Genomic DNA, 17047 nt, shown 5'->3' with positions numbered 1-17047 from the left:
GCCGGTCCACGCCGTGCCGTCAGCCCGCGTCGGCCCGCAACTCGGCGGGCACCTCGAAGCGGAGCTCGGACTCGCAGAACGTCCGCCACCGCGGGGTGTCCGCGTCCCACAGCACGCCCTCGTCGTCCTGCACCGGGTGCAGCACGACGGACAGGTCCTGGCGTACGTAGACGACCGTCTCGTCGGTCAGGCCGGTTCCTTGCGGCTCGACCCAGCCGGGGAACCGGCGCAGCTCGGCCAGCAGGTGCCCGCGGTAGTACGGGATCATCGCGCGGCCTCCCGCCCCGACCGGCGTCGCAGGCCGGGTGCCGGCGTCCCGCCGGAATCCATGTCCACCATCGTTTCCCCTCTCCCGTACCGGATGATCGGCCCCTACGAACGCGCGCCCTCCAGGGCTCTCTCGGCCGCCGGCGTCGCCCCGGCGCGCCCGATGCTGCTGAACGCCCCGGACAGCGCGATGGCGACCATGGCCGTACCCACCGCGAGGAGCACCGGGGTGACGCCGACCCCGGCGGCGACGGCGGTGATCGCGCCCGCGCCGAGCGGTCCCAGCGCGGAGTGGATCGTCCAGAAGGCGGCGGTCACCCGCCCCAGCAGGTGCCCCGGAGTGATCTCCTGGCGCAACGACATCGAGCAGATGCCCGCCACCCCGGTGCCCAGCAGCATGACCGCCATCAGCACCGCGAGCGCGGGCACGCTGCGTGCCAGCCCCATTCCGGCGACGGCGAGGCCGGCCAGGCTGAAGGCGCCGATCCAGCTGGGACCGAAGCCAAGCCGTCCGCGGACCCGGGCCACCACGAACGACGCCACGAAGGTGCCCACCGTCCCGGCGGTCAGGACGTAGCCGACCACCGTGTCCGGTTGCCCGAGTTCGTCCTTCAGCCGGAAGATGACGGCGTCGGTGAGCCCGTAGGTCAGGAACGTCAGCAGCGACAGCAGCAGCGTGAGCTGACGCAACAGCGGGTGGTTCCAGAGGAAGCGCGCACCCGCCAGGAACTCGTTGCGGACGTCGCCCGCGCCCGCGACGGCCGGCCGGGCGGCGTCCGGCCGCCCCGCCGCGAGCCTGATGAACAGCACGCCGACGGCGGCGACGGCGAAGGTGACGGCGTCGAGGCCGATGGCGGCAGCGGGACCGAAGGCGGCGGCCACCATGCCGGCGAGCGCCGGCCCGGCGACGCTCGCGACCGCGTACGTGGCGTAGAGGTGGCCGTTGGCCCTGGTGATCTGGTCCGCCGCGACGATGGCGGGCACCACGGCCACGTAGGTGACCTGGAAGATCATCGAGAAGACGCCGGCCAGCGGCACGACGAGGTAGATCAGCCAGGACGGCTCGGCGACGAGGAAGACGACCGCGACGGCTCCGTAGAGCACACAGCGGGCTCCGTCGCAGATCATCAGGAGGGCCCTGCGGTCGAAGCGGTCGACGACCACCCCGGCGAAGAGCCCCGTGGTGATGGAGGCGACGCCGGTCAGCCCGGTGACGATTCCCATCTGGACCAGCGAGCCGGTGACCTGCAGGACGAGCAGCGGTATGGCCACGTAGGAGAACGAGTCACCGACGGCGGAGAGCGTCTGTATCCCCAGGAAGGTGCGATAGTTCGGATTGCGCCACAGTGAGGTGCCGGGAGCCGCGGCACCGGCCGGGCGGCCGTTCGGCGGGGCTGCATCTCCTTCGACTCGGGCAGCCGCATCCGAAGCGGTTACTGGATCATCATTAGACACAAGCGGCCCCCCAAACCGGACTCGAATAGTCCATCATGGCATCTCCACGTCGGTCAAGGTCGGCGCCAAATCGGTAGACGCAAGATCGTTATGTTGACAGCTTTGAATGGCTGACATACAGTCACAAGGCTCGCTCAACGGTAACGCGGGCTTGGCATGGCTCAACGGGGGCATTTATCTCGGCCATGGATATCTGTCGCCGCAGCGGTAATCGCTGAAACCATCATGGAATGTCCATCATCCTGACGGGCGGAAATGCGGGTATCATTCGTTCACACACCAATGTCCACCGTGCCGGTGCCGCAGCGGAAGTTGTTCTGGCGGAATTTCGACGTCCAATACCACTCGGTGCACCCGGGCCTACGCCACATGAAACGCAACATGTGGGAACTGCCGCACTGGATGCTCTGGCTCGGCGGGGTCCTGGACGCGCACGGCTACTCCGACATGGGAGTCCTCGACCTCTACACCGATCCGAACACCTTCGTCGAGCCGGGTCGCCTGGCGAAGGACGCCATCGAGGAGGCGGCCCGCAGCAGTCCGGCCGACGTCTACCTCTTCTCCCCGATGACGGTGAACCTCTGCTACGCGTACGAGATCTCCACCGTGATCAAGCAGATCCACCCCAGGTCCACCATCGTGTACGGCGGGGTGGCCGCGACCCCGCTGGCCGACGAGGTCGCCGCCCACCCGAGCGTGGACTACGTCGTGGTCGACCGCGGGGAGCGCGCCCTGCCGGCACTGCTCGACGCACTGCGCGACGGGCAGGAGCCGACGCCCGTGGGCAACCTGGTCTACCAGCGCGAAGACGGCACCACCCGGCGGACCGCGACCCGCTACCCCGACGTCGCCCCCGCCGACCTGCCATTTCCGAAGATCGACCTGTTCCCCCGCAGCAGCGGCGAGGACATCCGTTACCTGCGCCAGGTCTACGCGCTCGGCTGCCCGTACCAGTGCACGTTCTGCACCATCCAGACCATCGGCCGCCGCCCCGGATACTTCCCGATCGAGCGGGTGCTGCGGGAGATCCGGGCGTACCGCGCCCATTACGGCGCCCACCACAGCATCTACTGGGGCGACGAGACGTTCACCCTGCACCCGGAACGGACGCTCGAACTGCTCGACGCGCTCGCCCGGGAGGGCGACATCCAATACGACTGCCAGACGCGGCTCAACTGCCTCACCGACGAGCGCGTCCTGCGCAAACTCAAGAGCAGCGGCTGCCAGTGGATCGAGATCGGGATCGAGACCGGGTCGCAGGACACGCATCACACCCACAAACACCACATGAACCTGAACGCGACCACCGAGACGTTGAAACGAGTCCGGGACGCGGGGCTGGCAACGTGCGCTTTCACGGTCAACGGCTTTCCCGACCAGACTCCGGACGACATGGCCCGCAGCATCGACTGGATCAGCGAACTGATCAACGAGGATCTGCTGCAGGCGACCTACCTGTTCGGCCTCGTACCCTATCCCGGAAGCACCATGTACCAACATCCCGAGCGCTTCGGAATGGAAATCCTGCATCGTGACTTCAGCCTTTACCACGAGGACCTGCCGCCGGTCTATGCCACCGACAAGGCCACGCCGGAACAGATCTACCAGGTGTTCCTGGACGGGCTGGAAACATTCGCCGAGGCCATGGGCAAACGGCCCTACTTCAATGACGCGTCGCCGGTCGGCGACCTGTCGAAGTATGGCGGGTTCTGGGCGGACGCCCATGTGTAGCGTCTCGCGGTCCTACCGGACGGGAGCATGATGACACCATCCCCCTGGCGCCTGCTGGCCGACGGCAGCGCGGGCGTGATCCTCACCGTCGCGTTCGAGGCGCGACGCGGCGATCCCGGCTGCGCGGAGCTCGCCCCGCACCTGACCGGGTACCGGGTGCTCGAGGCGGTACCGCCGGCGACGACCGTCACCGAGGTGACGGAGCCCGGCGCCTACATCGAGCCGTGGCTGGCCGGCGCCCTCGCGGACGGGACGCCCGTCGTCGGTGTCCTGGGGCACTGCGCCGCCGCACCGCTCGCCGCCCGACTCGCGGCCGCGATCCGCGGGTCCGGTGCGGCCGACCCGAGCCTCGTCACGGTGGACCCGGTCCTCGTGGACAGCCGGATCGCCCTCGGCGAGTACCGGCAGGCGGTCGACTCCCTCGCCGCCCACCTCGGGCCCGAGGAGCTGGCGACGGCCCTCGCCCCCGCCGCGGCCCGCGACACGCAGGCCGCGACAACGGGCCGCGCGCTGCTGCCGGTCCTGGCCGGCCTGGAGGACGCCTACCGTACGGCGCTCGCCGCCGCCTGCCGCACGATGCCCGTGCCCGCCGCCATGCAACGGCAACTCGCCGACCGGTTCGCCGCCTACCTCGCCTTCCTCGCCGCGTCGTCGCTGTCGGCCGCCCGGCCGCCGGCCGCGGCCCCGCTCGGGTCCGTGGTGCTCTCCGGTACGCAGGACGCCGAATACCCGGCCGATCTCCTGGTCGGCGCGACCACGTTCCCGGTCGACCGCAGCCGCCTGCTGGCGGACGCCGACGTCGCGGCGTTCGTCCTGAAGGTCCTCGGCCGGTGACCGGTGCAGAGGAGCGCATCCGCCGGCAACGGGCGGAGCGCATCGCGCGCGACCTCTCCGAGCACGAGCGGGGATGGCGCTGGTACCCGGGCGACGGCCTGGACCCCGGCACCGTCTCTCCCGAGGCGATGCGGCGCGAGTTGGACCGGGAGCGACAGCTGATCGCCCGACTGGGCACCGCGAGCGGGCCGGAGGCGGAACGGCAGGGACACCGCCTCAAGCACTTCCCGGTCCTGTTCGTCAGCGCCCCCCACATCGAGGAGAACGCCACCGGCGCCTTTCCCGGGATGCCGACCCCCCTGCTGTACGCCACCTGCCTGCTCGACCGCATGCTGCGCATCGACGAGTTTCCCCGCGACCGGGTGCCGGAGGTCGTCGGTGTGCTCAACCCGCCGGCCTACAGCGACGCGTTCGAGAAGGCGCTCGTCGAGTGCGTGGCCGAGCACCTCCCCGTGGTCGTCGGCATCAGCAACCTGTCGGAGGGCCACCACTTCGCGATCCGCATCGCCGAGTTGGTGAAGGCGGTCTCCCCGAACAGCATCGTGCTGCTCGGGGGGCAACACGAGGACGCCGTGAACCCGGATGCCTACCGGTCCACCTCCGAGCGGGTCGGGGCGATGAGCGAACGGCAGCGCGGCGTCCACGGGTCGTACTCGTTGACGTCCCCGCAGCTGGCCCGGCTGGCGGCCCTGCAGACCTTCGCCCAGGAGCGGGAACGCGCCATCGTGGACGTGGTCTTCGCCGGGGACGCTGTCTTCGCCCTGCCCGAGGTGCTCATGGTGATCGCCGAGGACCTGCCCACCGATGCCCGCGCGCTGCGCAAGAGACTGCTGGCCAGTCCCGAACGCTTCGCCGCCCTTCCCGGGGTCGGTCAGCTCATCCTCGTCGACGACGACACCGAGCGGATCACGCCGATACCGCTGAGCGGCACGCCGATCGACGGCAACAGGCTGCCGTTCATCGACGTCACCCGGCTCACCCACGAGAACCTCTTCCCCGTCTTCGACAACCGGCGGACCGCTCAGGTCATGGCCGCTCTCGGCTGCAAGTACTCCTGCTCGTTCTGCCACGAGTCCGCGGACGCGTTCCTCTACAACCAGCCGAAGATCCGGCAGCGTACGCCGGGGCACGTGATGCGGGAGATCCGCCTCCGCGGAGACCAGGGATTCGAGGCGGTGTTCTTCGACGACAGCACGTTCACGCAGAACCGCCGCTGGCTGTCGGACCTGCTCGCGATGCTCGAGACGGACCAGGCGGCCGGCCGGCGGGTCGAGTGGGGCTGCCAGACCACCATCAACGACGTGGACGAGAAGCTGCTGCACCGGATGGGCCGGACCGGATGCAGCTACATCTACTTCGGCGTGGAGTCGGCCCAGCCGGACGCCGAACGGGTGCAGAAGGTGCAGCGACTGCGGCTGCTCGCGGAGCCGACGGACTGGACGGAGCAGTTCCGGCGGGTCGCCCGCTGGTGTCGTGCCGCCGGTGTCCGGGTCGGCACCTCGCTGCAGTTCGGCCTGGGCGAGACCGACGAGCAGCGGGTACGGACGCTTCAACTCATCGCCGACATGCACCGGGAGGGCTGCATCCCCGACGGGTGTGTGGCGCTGAACATCAACAGCCCCTACCCCGGCACCCGCCAGTGGCTGGACCTGATGAGGTCGGACGCGCCGCTGCCCGACTACCGCGACAAGCTGGAGCGGCACCCGGCGTTCGAGACCGCGCACCAGTTCTCCGCCATCACCGGGGAGGCCGCCTCCGACCTCTACCGCCTCGCCGCGGACATCCTGGGCTCCGCGCTGCACCAGCAGGCCGTCCCGACCCAGCAGTGAGACCGCCGCCCTCGCCCCACGTCCGGTGCTGGTCCGGCGTCGCCGTAGTCCTAGGGCGTGATGATCACGTGGAGGCTTCGCGGGCCGTGCACGCCCTCCACCCGGTCGGGTTCGATGTCACTGGTCGCGGAGGGGCCGCTGATCCAGGTCAGCAGCCGCCGCGCGGCTAACCAGCTCTCCGTCCCCCGCTCGGCGAGCCACCCTGGCATGCTGGTGACGCACCGAGCCGACGCATGAACCGGATGGCGCGACGACCACGTCGAACGGCTCGAACGCGCGTACGTGCCGTCGCACCAACGACAGGGCCTGCGCCTGATGTCCGGAGTTGACGTGCGTCTGCCCGCAACACGTCTGGCCCTCCGGGAAGACCACCGCATGGCCCAGCCGTTCCAGCAGCCGCACCGTCGCCATCGCGGCCTGGGGGAACACCGTGTCCGCCAGGCACGTCACGAACAACGCCACCCGCGTCCTCAACCACCCATCCGGGTCTCGGCGGCCCGCCACGCCACCTCGTCGCCGCGTGGTTCGTACCGCACCAGGTGCTGCGTCTCGCGGAGAAGGGCCCGCAGGCCGGCCAGGTCACCGCCGGCGGCGCCGAAGACCCGCGCCTGTACCAGGATGTTGCCCAGCGCGGTGGCCTCCACCGGCCCGGCGATCACCGGCAGGCCACACGCGTCGGCGGTCAGCTGGCAGAGCAGTTCGTTGCGGGCCCCGCCGCCGACGATGTGCACGACCTCGACGTGCCGACCGGACAGGTGCTGCACCTGCCGCACCGCCCGTCGGTGCGCCAGCGCCAGGGAGTCGATGATGCAGCGGACGGTGGCCGCCGGGCTCACGGGTACCGGCTCACCCGCCCGCCGGCACGCCTCGGCGATGCGCGCCGGCATGTCGCCCGGTGGCAGGAACATCGGGTCGTCCGGGTCCACCACCGACCGCAATGACGGTTCCCGGGCGGCCCGCCGCAGCAGGTCGGACAGGTCCGGGTCGGCCCAGCCGCGCAGCGACTCCTGGAGCAGCCACAGGCCCATCACGTTGCGCAGGTAGCGGATGGTCCCGTCGACGCCGGACTCGTTGGTGAAGTTGGCCCGTCGGCTCTCCTCGGTGAGCACCGGGGCTTCGAGCTCGACCCCGACCAGGGACCAGGTGCCGCACGAGACGAAGGCGAACCGTTCCCCCGCGGCGGGTACGCCGACCACCGCGGACGCGGTGTCGTGCGAACCGACCGCCACCACCTCGGGTGTGCCGGGAAGCTCCAGGTCGACTCGGATCGGGCCCAGCCGGGTGCCGGGGTCGTGCAACGACGGGAACAGGTCACGGCTGACGCCCGCGTCGGTCATCAGGTCGGTGGCCCAGGTCCGCCGGTTCAGGTCGTACAGCTGGGTCGTCGACGCGTTCGTGCGTTCGGCGCCGATCCGGCCGGTGAGCCAGTAGCCGATGAGGTCCGGAATCAGCAGCAGTCGACGGGCCGTCTCCAGCTGCGGCGTCCCGGCCGCCGCGACCAGCTGGTAGAGGGTGTTGAACGACAGCTGTTGCAGGCCGGTGGTGCGGTACAGCCTCTCCTCCCCCAGGTGCCGGGACACCCGCTCGGCGACGCCGACGGTGCGCGCGTCGCGGTAGTGCACCGGGTTTCCCAGCAACGTCCCGGCCGCGTCGAGCAGCCCATGGTCGACGGCCCAGGAGTCGACGCCGACACTCGCCACCGGACCGGCCGTCCGCAGGCCCCGGCGGATCTCGTGCCACAGGCGGAGGATGTCCCAGTGCAGCGTCCCGGCCACGTCGACCGGGTCGTTGCCGAAGCGATGCGTCTCGGTCACCTCGACCCGGCCCGCACCGACGTGACCGACCATGATCCGGCCGCTCGACGCGCCCAGGTCGACGGCGGCGACGGCGACGCTCCTGTGCTCCGGACGGTTCATCGCGGTCAGCGCAGGAAGGCCGCGGCGACGCCGGCGTCCACCGGGATGTGCAGGCCCGTGGTGTGCGACAGATCCGGGCCGGTGAGCACGAAGACGGCGTTGGCGACGTGTTCGGGAAGCACCTCCCGCTTCAGCAGGGTGCGCTGGGCGTAGAACTCTCCCAGCCGCTCCTCCGGCACGCCGTGGACGGCCGCCCGCTCGGCACCCCAGCCGCCGGCGAAGATGCCCGAGCCGCGTACCACGCCGTCGGGATTGATGCCGTTGACCCGGATGCCGTGGCTGCCGAGCTCGGCGGCGAGCAGTCGGACCTGGTGCGCCTGGTCGGCCTTGGCCGCGCCGTAGGCGACGTTGTTCGGGCCGGCGAAGAGCGAGTTCTTGCTGGAGATGTAGACGATGTCGCCGCCCATGCCCTGCTCGATGAGCCTGCGGGCGGCCTCGCGCGAAACCAGGAAGGAGCCCTTCGCCATCACGTCGTGCTGGCTGTCCCAGTCCTCCTCGGTCGTCTCCAGCAGAGTTTTCGACAGCGACAGCCCGGCATTGTTGACCACGAGATCCAGACCGCCGAACGCGAGCACCGCGGCGTCCACGGCGGCGGCGACCGCCGCGGCGACGGTCACGTCGACCACCACGGCCACCGCGACGTCGGGACCGCCCAGTTCAGCGGCGACCCTCTCGGCGGCGGCGGCGTCCCGGTCGGCGACAGCCACACAGGCGCCCTCGGCGGCGAGCCGCTTCGCTGTCGCCCGGCCGATGCCGGAGCCGGCGCCGGTGACCACTGCGATCCGGGTGGCGAGCGGCTTCGGCTCGGGCATCCGGGCGAGCTTGGCTTCCTCGAGAGCCCAGTATTCGATGCGGAACTTCTCGGCCTCGTCGATCGGCGCGTACCGCGACACGGACTCGGCGCCGCGCATCACGTTGATCGCGTTGACGTAGAACTCGCCGGCCACCCGGGCGGCCTGCTTGTTCGCCCCGTAGCTGAACATGCCCACGCCCGGAACGAGGACGACGGCCGGGTCGGCGCCACGCATCGGCGGGCTGGTCGGATCGGCGTGCCGTTCGTAGTAGGCGCGGTAGTCGTCGCGGTAGGCCTCGTGCAGTTCCCGAAGTCGTGCGACGGTGTCCTCGATCGGTGCCGTCGGTGGCAGGTCGAGCACCATCGGAAGGACCTTGGTGCGCAGGAAGTGGTCGGGGCAGGACGTGCCGAGCGCCGCCAGTGCGGGGTGCCGCTCGCGGGCGACGAAGTCGAGCACCACGTCGCTGTCGCTGTAGTGGCCGACCTGCGGGCGGTCGGTCGACACCAGGCCCCGGATGACCGGCGCCAGCGCGGCGGCCCGGGCCCTGCGCTCGGCCACCGGCAGCGGCGCCCAGCCGGCGATGACCGGACCGAACGGCTCAGGCCGGCCCCGCCGGTCGAGGTGCGCCTGGGCGGCGCGAATGATCTCCCGTGAGTTGTGCTCGCACTCCTCGCTGGTCGCGCCCCAGGCGGTGATGCCGTGCCCACCGAGGATGACGCCGATCGCCCGGGGGTTGGCCCGCGCCATGGCGGCGATGTCCAGGCCGAGCTGGAAGCCGGGCCGCCGCCACGGTACCCAGGCCACGCGGTCGCCGAAGATCTCCTCGACCAGCGCCGGGCCGTCGGCGGCGGTGGCGATGGCGATGCCGGCGTCGGGGTGCAGGTGGTCGACGTGCGGGGCGTCGACCAGGCCGTGCATCGCGGTGTCGATCGACGGCGCTGTGCCGCCGCGGCCGTGTAGGCAGTAGTCGAGGGCGGTGACCATCTCGTCCTCCCGGTCGACACCGGGATAGACCTCGACGAGGGCACGCAGCCGGTCGAGCCTGAGCACCGCGAGGCCGGCCTCGGTGAGGGTGCCGAGGTCACCGCCGGAGCCCTTGACCCACAGGAGGTCCACCGGTGCGCCGGTCACCGGGTCGGTGGCCCTGCCCTTGGCCGAGGTGTTGCCGCCGGCGTAGTTGGTCGTGGTCGGGTCGGCGCCGAGCCGATTGCTGCGGGCGACCAGTGCCTGAACTTCGGAGTGCATGGTCCTCGTGTCCCCTGTCCCCGTTCCCGGGTGTGCTCAGGCGCCCCAACCGGCCTGCTGGCCGCCGACGCGTTCGGCGCGGATCCTCTCGAAGTAGCCGGAGCGGGCGTAGGCGGCCATCGGGTCCGGGTCCAGGCCCAGCTCGGTGCGCAGGTCGGCGAGCAGCGGCCGCACATCGCTGTTGTACGCGTCCATCAGCACGGCGTTCGCGCCGAGAACGTCACCGGCCTGCTGTGCGGCCGCGAGGGCGTCGGCGTCGACCAGCAGCGCCTTGGCGGTGGCCTCCTGCACGTTCAGCACCGATCGGATGATCGCCGGGATCTTCGCCTCGACGTTGTGGCACTGGTCGAGCATGAACGCGATGCCGGCCTCCGCACGCAACGCGTCACCGCGGACGATCTCGTACATGATCCGGAAGAGCTGGAACGGGTCCGCGGCGCCGGCCATCAGGTCGTCGTCGGCGTAGAAGCGTGAGTTGAAGTCGAACCCGCCGAGCCTTCCGGCGCGCAGCAGGAAGGCCACGATGAACTCGATGTTGGTACCCGGTGCGTGGTGCCCGGTGTCGATGACGACCCGCGCCCTCGGTCCGAGTTCGAGACAGTGTGCGTACGCGGTGCCCCAGTCGGGCACGTCGGTGGCGTAGAAGGCCGGCTCGAACAGCTTGTACTCCAGCAGCAGGCGCTGGTTGTCGCCGAGCCGGTCGTAGGTCTCGCGCAGGGCGACGGCCAGCCGGTCCTGCCGGGCGCGGATGTCGTCCTGGCCCGGGTAGTTGGTGCCGTCGGAGAACCACAACTTCAGGTCCCTGGAGCCGGTGCGGTCCATGATGTCGACGCATTCGAGCAGATGGTCGACCGCCTTGCGCCGTACGCCGGGGTCGGGGTTCGTGACGCTGCCGAGCCTGTAGTCGTCGTCCTGGAACACGTTGGCGTTGATCGCGCCCAGCGTGACGCCCCGGTCGGCCGCGTGGCGGGCCAGATCGGTGTAGTCGTCGACCCGGTCCCACGGGATGTGCAGGGCAACCGTGGGCGCGATCCCGGTGAGCCGGTGCACGACGGCGGCGTCGGCGATCTTCTCGTACGGGTCGCGCGGCACGCCCTCCTGGGTGAAGACCTTGAAGCGGGTGCCCGAGTTGGCGTACGCCCAGGACGGGGTTTCGATGCGCTGGGCACGCAGGGCCCGCTTGACCCGGTCGCGGGTCACGTCGGTCCGCGTCATGCTGTTTCTCCCGTCCGGGCGGCGAGCTGCGCCTCGAGGTTGAAGACCTCGTCCAGCGGCCGCATGGCGCGGTCGGCTGTCTCGTGGTCGAGGCCGACGAAGAAGGGCGCCATCTCCGCCTGCCAGCGGGCGTTGACGGCGTGTGCCCGCATGGCGGCCCGGGCCGCCGCGAAGTCGTCCGTCACGAGGAACCCCACCAGCAGGCCGTCCTCGCGGAGGAAGAGCGAGTAGTCGCGCCAGCCGCTCGCGGAGAGGGCGGCGAGCATGTCCGGCCAGACGTGCGCGTGCCGGACGCGGTACTCGTCCAACCGGTCGGGGCGGACCTGGAGGGTGAAGCAGATGCGGCGCATGGTTCTCCCGTCGCTTCCGGCCCGCGCCGGCGGTCAGGCCCGACGCCGGCCGGACGGCTCGGAACTGGAACTGGTCGAGGTTGCTCTGGCGGCCGGGCCGGGCGTAGCCGATGCCGTGCTCGGGGGCGCAAGGGCTGCGAGCAGCGCCAGTGAGTCGCCGACGGCGAGCAGCCGGCGGGTCCGAGCGGGACGGACGGGGGTTGCCTGCGGCATCTCGGAAGCCTCCAGGGGCCGGCAGTGAATCTCCGGAGCGCTGTGAACCGTTTCAAGTCCTTGCCGCAACGTATCGGTCAGCTCCCATGGGTGTCAAGGCTGCTGGCGCGGCGCAGGCAAGGCGCCCGAACGCCGATCTGGGCACACGGCGCGTTGACACCCCCAGGGGCCGCCGGTAGCTTCCCGATGATTGAACTGTTTCACTCACCGGATCCACTCGCTCCGGCGGTGGGCGATCGGAAGCTGAGCCGATGACAGTGCAGACACTCGACGCGGCGGCAGCGCCGCCCGCCGGGGCCGGCGCCGGCGGGCCGCGCCAACGGCGCAGGCGGGACCGCCCCGGCATCGCCTTCCTGTTCCTCTCCCCCTGGGTCTGCGGGGCGCTGCTGCTCACCGTCGGGCCGATGCTCGCCTCGCTCTACCTGTCCTTCACCGACTACGACCTGTTCACCACCCCGCGGTGGGTCGGCCTCGACAACTACCGGCGGCTGTTCACCGACGACCCCCGGTTTCTCGCCTCGGCCGCCGTCACCGCGAAGTACGTGCTGCTCTCGGTGCCACTCAAGCTCGCCGCCGCGCTGGCCGTCGCGTTGCTGCTCAACAGGCCGCGCCGCGGCCAGGGCTTCTATCGCTCATCGCTCTACGCCCCGTCGCTGCTCGGCACCGGCGTGGCGCTGGCACTGGTCTGGCGCGCGCTCTTCACCGACGAGGGAGTCGTCGACTCGCTCACCAACACCGTCGGCTGGGACAGCGGCGGCTGGATCAACGAACCGGACTACGCGCTCTACGTCCTGATCATCCTGGCCGTGTGGCAGTTCGGCGCGCCGATGGTGATCTTCCTGGCCGGCCTCAAGCAGATCCCGCAGGAGCTGTACGACGCCGCCGCGGTGGACGGCGCCGGTCGGTGGCGCACGTTCCGCTCGGTGACGCTGCCCATGCTCTCCCCCATCATCCTGTTCAACCTGGTGCTGGAGACCATCCACGCCTTCCAGGCGTTCACGCCGGCCTTCGTGGTCAGCGGCGGGCGCGGCGGGCCCGGCAACTCCACGCTGTTCTACACGCTCTACCTGTACGAGCGCGGGTTCTCCCAGTTCAGGATGGGTTACGCCTCGGCGATGGCCTGGCTCCTGCTGCTGACGGTCGCCGTGATCACCGCGCTGTTCTTCGGCACCGCACGCCGATGGGTCTTCTACTCCGGGGAGGACAAGTGACGGCGACTCCAGCCGACGCGCCGGCGACCCGCCCGGCAACCCGCCACCGACCGGCCGCGCTCGCGTGGCACGCCGGCATGATCCTGCTGGTGCTGCTGCTGCTCTATCCGGTCTTCTGGCTGCTCACCGCCTCGGTCAAGCCGACCTCGGAGATCCTGTCCAGCCTCAGTCCCGTGCCGAGCCGGCTGGCTCCGGAGAACTACCGGGCCGCCTTCGACGGCATCGCCGGCATCAGCGTCTGGCGGTTCTTCGGCAATTCGCTGATCGTCTCGATCGGGGCGGTGGTCGGCAACCTGATCTCCTGCTCACTGGCCGCGTACGCCTTCGCGCGGCTGCGGTTCCGGCTGCGCGGCCCGCTCTTCGCGCTGACCCTGCTGACCATCATGCTGCCGTACCACGTGGTGCTGATCCCGCAGTACACCATCTTCCAGAAGCTCGACCTGGTCGGCTCCTTCGTGCCGCTGATCCTGCCCAAGCTGCTGGCGACCGACGCCTTCTTCATCTTCCTCATGGTGCAGTTCATCCGGGGGCTGCCGCGCGAGCTGGACGAGGCCGCGGAGATCGACGGCTGCGGTCCGATCGCCACCTTTCGGCACGTCATCCTGCCGCTGCTGAAGCCGGCCCTGGTCACCACCACGATCTTCACCTTCATCTGGACCTGGAACGACTTCTTCAGCCAGCTCGTCTACCTCAACGACCCGGACACCTACACGCTGCCGCTGGCCCTGCGCCTGTTCATCGACCAGACGAGCGAGTCGGCGTTCGGCCCGATGTTCGCCATGTCGGTGTTGAGCATCCTGCCGGTGATCTGCTTCTTCCTGGCCTTCCAGCGCTACCTGGTGGAGGGCATCGCGACGTCCGGGCTGAAGGGTTGACCCTGACCGGCGGCCTCGACGGCCCACCCCCGGACCGGGGTGACCGTGTCGCGCTACCTGCGCGCGTTCGCAGCGGTCGCCCGCAGCGGCCCGTGGCCGTACGCCGTGGTGCCGGTCCTCGGCACCCTGGCCCTGGCCGACCTGGCCGCCGTGCTGTCCGGACTGCCCGGCGCCCGGCTGGTGGGACCGGCGCTGGTGGTCACGCTCGCCCTGGTGTTGGCGCTGCTGCTGCGCACCGCCGGACGGTGGAGGAGCGGGCCCGGCGGGCAGCGCAGCTGCGCTGATCCGCCCGCGGCGGTGGCGGGCGCGACACGTCGGGAGCGGCCGGGGGCGACGGGCGGGCCGATATGCTCGAACCGTTTCAACAGCCGTCCCCTCCGCCGGGGCGTTCGGGAGGAGAGCGGTGACTGCGCCGATGGCGAGTATCAAGGACGTGGCCAGCCGCGCCGGCGTGTCGGTGGGCACCGTCTCGAACGTGCTCAACCGGCCCAACCTGGTCTCCGAGCTGACCCGGGGCCGGGTCCGGGCGGCGATCAACGAGCTCGGCTTCGTGCCCAACGACGCGGCCCGCCACCTGCGCCGTGGGCGCGGGCGCACGCTCGGGCTGGTCGTGCTGGACGTGGCCAACCCGTTCTTCACCGACATCGCCAAGGGCGTCGACGACACCACCGGACCGGCCGGCATGGCCGTCATCTTCTGCAACAGCAACGGCGAGGCCGCCCGGGAGGGCCGCTACCTCGACCTGTTGGAGGAGCAGCGGGTCCAGGGCGTCCTGATCACCCCGGTCGGCGACGACAACGCCCGGCTGGACCGGCTGCGCAGCCGGGGCATCCTGGTGGTGGTGTTGGATCGACCGGCGCCCAGCCGTGACTTCTGCTCCGTCTCCGTCGACGACCGGCTCGGCGGGGAGTTGGCGGTGCGGCACCTGGTCGAGGCCGGGCACGAGCAGATCGCGTTCGTCGGCGGACCCTGGCGGCTGGAGCAGGTCACCGACCGCTACCACGGCGGCGTCAAGGCGCTGGAGGAGGCCGGTCTGGGCGCTGACAACCTGCGCCGGCTGGACACCCCGAGCCCGACGGTGGCGGCCGGGCGGGACGCCGTGTCGCGCGTCCTGGGCCTGCCCCGCTCCGCACGCCCCACCGCGATCTTCTGCGCCAACGACCTGCTGGCCCTCGGCGTGTTGCAGGGGCTGACCCGCCAGCAGATCCGGGTACCCGACGACATCGCCCTGGTCGGCTACGACGACATCGAGTTCGCCGCCGCCGCGGCGGTCCCGCTGACCTCGGTCCGACAGCCACGCCAGGAACTCGGCCGCAGCGCGGCGGAGCTGATCCTGGACGAGGCCAACGACCCCGCGGGCCACCAGCACCGGCAGATCGTCTTCGAACCGGAGCTGGTGGTCCGCGAATCCAGCCAGCACTCCTTCCGCCGCGGCTGAGCGGGACGCCGCTGGCCCGTACGCTCCCGCTCCTCGGCGGGCAGCACCGCCGAGGAGCCGACGTGCGTACCGTGCGCCGTCGCCGGGGCGGGAGGGCGCACAGCGTTGCGTCGGATCAGCCGAGCTGGCCCTGCGCCTCGTTGACGAGCTGCTCCGCGGCCTTGTCGACCGGCAGTCGCCCGAATATGACCTCGTCGTACACGCGCTGGAACTCCGCCTTCACGGCGCCGCCACCCTTCGGCTGCGCGGGCGGGGTGGGCAGCAGCAGCGCGGCCACCGACTGCTCGTAGTCGTAGACGACCTTGTCGTTGGCGGGCAGGATCGGCGCGATGGCGTCGCGGACCTTGCCGTTGGCCGGCAGCCCGCGGCTCACGCCCATGACCTTGCCGGCCTCCACGTCGTTGACCAGGAAATCGACCAGCTGCGCGGCCTCCTTGGGGTGCTTGCTGGCCCTGGCGACGCTGAGCGACATCGACTTCTGCGCCAGCATGCCGCGCTTGTCGGTGTCGCTGGGCACCGGGCCGATCCTCAGCGGCTTGCCGTACGCCCCCACCAGGGCCGTGTACGAGGAGTCGTAGTTGACCTCCGCGCTGACACCCTTCTTGATCAGCGACGAGTTCTGGATGGACCCGTCGAGCTGCGTGGTCAGTGCCGCCGGAGCGAGCGCCCTGCCGTCGCGCAGCCGGCCGGTGAGCGTCCAGAACTCGGTCAGCTCGGCCGCGCCGAATCCCAGCTTCCCGTCCGCCGTGTAGATCGACTTGCCCCGCTGGTTGAGCCAGACGTCGAACCAGTCGATCGCGTAACCGAAGTCGCCGAAGCCAGCCACCTTTCCCCCGGTGGCCTGGCTGACCCTGGCGCCGGCGGCGAGCATGTCGTCCCACGTCCAGCTCAGGGTCGGCGCGGACACGCCGGCCTGCTGCCAGATTGCCGGGTCGTAGATGACGCCCTGGGTGTTCTGGCCCATCGGGACGGCGAAGGTGGCGTCACCGACCTTGCCGGCGGGCAGCAGCGACGGACTGATGTCGGTGACCTTGAGAATGCCGTCCTCGATGGACCTCGTCAGGTCGAGCAGCGCGTTGCGCTCGGCGTACTCGCGGAGGTAGGCGCGGTCCATCTGCACCACGTCGGGGGCGTCACCGCCGGCGATCTGGGTCGACAACTTCTGGAAGTACGCGTCGAAGGCCCCGAACGAGGTGTTCACCTTGACATCGGGGTACTTCTTCTCGAAGAGGTCGATCGCCCTCTCGGTCACCTCGGCCCGGGCGTCGTTACCCCACCAGGCGAAGTCGAGGGTCACCGGTCCCCCGTCGTCCCCCTCGTCGCCGCAGCCCGCCAGCGGCAGCACGAGCAGTGTCGCCAGCAGCGACGCGGCGATCCGGGTGGTGCGCCCTCCGCTACGTACCTGCACAGTCATCGGTTCTCCTCCGCAATGGCGCTCGGGACGAAGCGGGGCGGCTGCACGGCTGCACGCCCAGCGGCAATGAAACGATTTAAACCAATGCTAGGGCGGACGCTAGAGGTACGGGTTGAGCAGTGTCAAGGGGAAGCCACGTCCCCGCCACCACGCCGTCACGCCGAGACCCGCATTCGCCGAAGCGGGCATGAGACGTTGTCCGAGGCTGCCCAACGCGAGCGGGAGGTCCGCATCCCCACCCGGCGCGCCCTGGTCGGCGC

At 70.7% G+C, this 17047-nt stretch carries 16 protein-coding genes; 6 read left to right on the top strand and 10 right to left on the bottom strand.

Features of this window, described 5'->3' with window-relative positions:
- Positions 1 to 19: 19 nt before the first annotated feature.
- Both V6V16_RS04855 and V6V16_RS04850 read right to left on the bottom strand, forming a co-directional pair.
- Positions 20 to 268 (bottom strand): hypothetical protein, encoded by a 249-nt coding sequence (locus V6V16_RS04855; RefSeq protein WP_334559754.1) that lies wholly within the window; start codon positions 266 to 268, stop codon positions 20 to 22.
- A 104-nt stretch (positions 269 to 372) separates the two neighbouring features.
- A complete protein-coding gene (locus V6V16_RS04850) occupies positions 373 to 1722 on the bottom strand; it encodes an MFS transporter (RefSeq protein WP_334559753.1) in 1350 nt (449 codons plus the stop codon).
- A 369-nt stretch (positions 1723 to 2091) separates the two neighbouring features.
- Between V6V16_RS04850 and V6V16_RS04845 the strand changes: the two genes are divergently transcribed.
- Genes V6V16_RS04845 through V6V16_RS04835 form a run of 3 tightly spaced genes read left to right on the top strand, consistent with a single transcriptional unit; the run spans position 2092 to position 6116 of the window.
- Entirely contained in the window at positions 2092 to 3453 is a 1362-nt protein-coding gene (locus tag V6V16_RS04845) for a B12-binding domain-containing radical SAM protein (protein WP_334559752.1), read from the top strand.
- Between the two features lie 30 nt (positions 3454 to 3483).
- Complete coding sequence (locus V6V16_RS04840) at positions 3484 to 4287, top strand: hypothetical protein (RefSeq protein WP_334559751.1); 804 nt, start codon at positions 3484 to 3486, stop codon at positions 4285 to 4287.
- On the top strand, positions 4284 to 6116 hold the full coding sequence (locus V6V16_RS04835) for a B12-binding domain-containing radical SAM protein (RefSeq protein WP_334559750.1): 1833 nt from the start codon (positions 4284 to 4286) through the stop codon (positions 6114 to 6116). The genes V6V16_RS04840 and V6V16_RS04835 overlap by 4 nt, the downstream gene beginning before the upstream one ends.
- A 50-nt stretch (positions 6117 to 6166) precedes the next feature.
- Here the strand turns inward: V6V16_RS04835 and V6V16_RS27870 are convergent, their stop codons facing one another.
- Genes V6V16_RS27870 through V6V16_RS04805 form a run of 6 tightly spaced genes read right to left on the bottom strand, consistent with a single transcriptional unit; the run spans position 6167 to position 11636 of the window.
- Positions 6167 to 6232 carry a hypothetical protein gene (locus V6V16_RS27870; protein ID WP_442934034.1) on the bottom strand — a complete coding sequence of 22 codons (66 nt, stop codon included), beginning with the start codon at positions 6230 to 6232 and terminating at the stop codon, positions 6167 to 6169.
- Position 6233: 1 nt separating this feature from the next.
- Positions 6234 to 6578, bottom strand: a complete 345-nt coding sequence (locus tag V6V16_RS27865) for a heterodisulfide reductase-related iron-sulfur binding cluster (protein ID WP_442934032.1) — start codon at positions 6576 to 6578, stop codon at positions 6234 to 6236.
- 8 nt (positions 6579 to 6586) lie between these two features.
- The gene (locus V6V16_RS04820) at positions 6587 to 8032 is read right to left on the bottom strand and encodes a rhamnulokinase (protein WP_334559748.1); all 1446 of its coding nucleotides are present in this window, start codon (positions 8030 to 8032) and stop codon (positions 6587 to 6589) included.
- A 5-nt stretch (positions 8033 to 8037) separates the two neighbouring features.
- Entirely contained in the window at positions 8038 to 10071 is a 2034-nt protein-coding gene (locus tag V6V16_RS04815) for a bifunctional aldolase/short-chain dehydrogenase (RefSeq protein ID WP_334559747.1), read from the bottom strand.
- 36 nt (positions 10072 to 10107) lie between these two features.
- A complete protein-coding gene (gene rhaI, locus V6V16_RS04810) occupies positions 10108 to 11286 on the bottom strand; it encodes an L-rhamnose isomerase (RefSeq protein WP_334559746.1) in 1179 nt (392 codons plus the stop codon).
- Positions 11283 to 11636, bottom strand: a complete 354-nt coding sequence (locus tag V6V16_RS04805; RefSeq protein WP_334559744.1) for an L-rhamnose mutarotase — start codon at positions 11634 to 11636, stop codon at positions 11283 to 11285. Before V6V16_RS04805 ends, rhaI begins: the two co-directional genes overlap by 4 nt.
- A 464-nt stretch (positions 11637 to 12100) precedes the next feature.
- Here V6V16_RS04805 and V6V16_RS04800 point away from each other — a divergent pair, with 464 nt between their 5' ends.
- The gene (locus tag V6V16_RS04800; RefSeq protein WP_334559742.1) at positions 12101 to 13060 is read left to right on the top strand and encodes a carbohydrate ABC transporter permease; all 960 of its coding nucleotides are present in this window, start codon (positions 12101 to 12103) and stop codon (positions 13058 to 13060) included.
- Positions 13057 to 13935: a carbohydrate ABC transporter permease gene (locus tag V6V16_RS04795; RefSeq protein WP_334559741.1), complete on the top strand. Its 879-nt coding sequence runs from the start codon at positions 13057 to 13059 to the stop codon at positions 13933 to 13935. The genes V6V16_RS04800 and V6V16_RS04795 overlap by 4 nt, the downstream gene beginning before the upstream one ends.
- A 53-nt stretch (positions 13936 to 13988) precedes the next feature.
- Here the strand turns inward: V6V16_RS04795 and V6V16_RS04790 are convergent, their stop codons facing one another.
- A complete protein-coding gene (locus V6V16_RS04790) occupies positions 13989 to 14171 on the bottom strand; it encodes a hypothetical protein (RefSeq protein ID WP_334559740.1) in 183 nt (60 codons plus the stop codon).
- A gap of 179 nt (positions 14172 to 14350) precedes the next feature.
- On the opposite strand from V6V16_RS04790, the gene V6V16_RS04785 reads away from it, so the two are divergent.
- Complete coding sequence (locus V6V16_RS04785; protein ID WP_334559739.1) at positions 14351 to 15373, top strand: LacI family DNA-binding transcriptional regulator; 1023 nt, start codon at positions 14351 to 14353, stop codon at positions 15371 to 15373.
- Between the two features lie 115 nt (positions 15374 to 15488).
- Here V6V16_RS04785 and V6V16_RS04780 read toward each other — a convergent pair whose 3' ends face one another.
- A complete protein-coding gene (locus V6V16_RS04780) occupies positions 15489 to 16787 on the bottom strand; it encodes an ABC transporter substrate-binding protein (protein ID WP_334559737.1) in 1299 nt (432 codons plus the stop codon).
- Positions 16788 to 17047 lie beyond the last annotated feature (260 nt).

The organism is Micromonospora sp. CPCC 205561, assembly GCF_036906775.1.
GTDB lineage: Bacteria > Actinomycetota > Actinomycetes > Mycobacteriales > Micromonosporaceae > Micromonospora.
Note: the sequence above shows the minus strand (reverse complement) of the source record. Positions and strands in the feature narration are given on the sequence as shown.